The organism is Thiomicrolovo sp. ZZH C-3 (assembly GCF_054862725.1).
Genome location: NZ_JBTKXX010000013.1, coordinates 1 through 585, shown reverse-complemented (window position 1 = coordinate 585; position 585 = coordinate 1). Strand labels below are relative to the sequence as shown.

The window sequence follows — 585 nt, the reverse complement described above, 5'->3', positions numbered from 1 at the left end:
CGAACGTAGCTACCGGGCAATGCGATTGGCATCACAACCCGAACACCAGAGGTTCGTTCACTCCGGTCCTCTCGTACTAGGAGCAACTCTTCTCAAATCTCAAACGCCCACGGCAGATAGGGACCGAACTGTCTCACGACGTTCTAAACCCAGCTCGCGTACCACTTTAAATGGCGAACAGCCATACCCTTGGGACCGGCTTCAGCCCCAGGATGTGATGAGCCGACATCGAGGTGCCAAACACCGCCGTCGATGTGAACTCTTGGGCGGTATCAGCCTGTTATCCCCGGAGTACCTTTTATCCGTTGAGCGATGGCCCTTCCATACAGAACCACCGGATCACTAGAACCTACTTTCGTACCTGCTCGACGTGTCAGTCTCGCAGTCAAGCACCCTTATACTCTTACGCTCATTGCATGATTTCCGACCATGCTGAGGGTACCTTCGTGCTCCTCCGTTACTCTTTGGGAGGAGACCGCCCCAGTCAAACTACCCACCACACAATGTCCTCGATCCGGATAACGGATCTAAGTTAGAACCTCAACAGTACCAGGCTGGTATTTCAAGGTTGGCTCCACCCGAACT

1 rRNA gene is annotated in these 585 nt (G+C 53.7%); it reads right to left on the bottom strand.

Going from position 1 to position 585, the window contains the following annotated elements:
* Positions 1–585, bottom strand: a 23S ribosomal RNA gene (locus tag ACXWTF_RS13435); the annotation flags it as partial.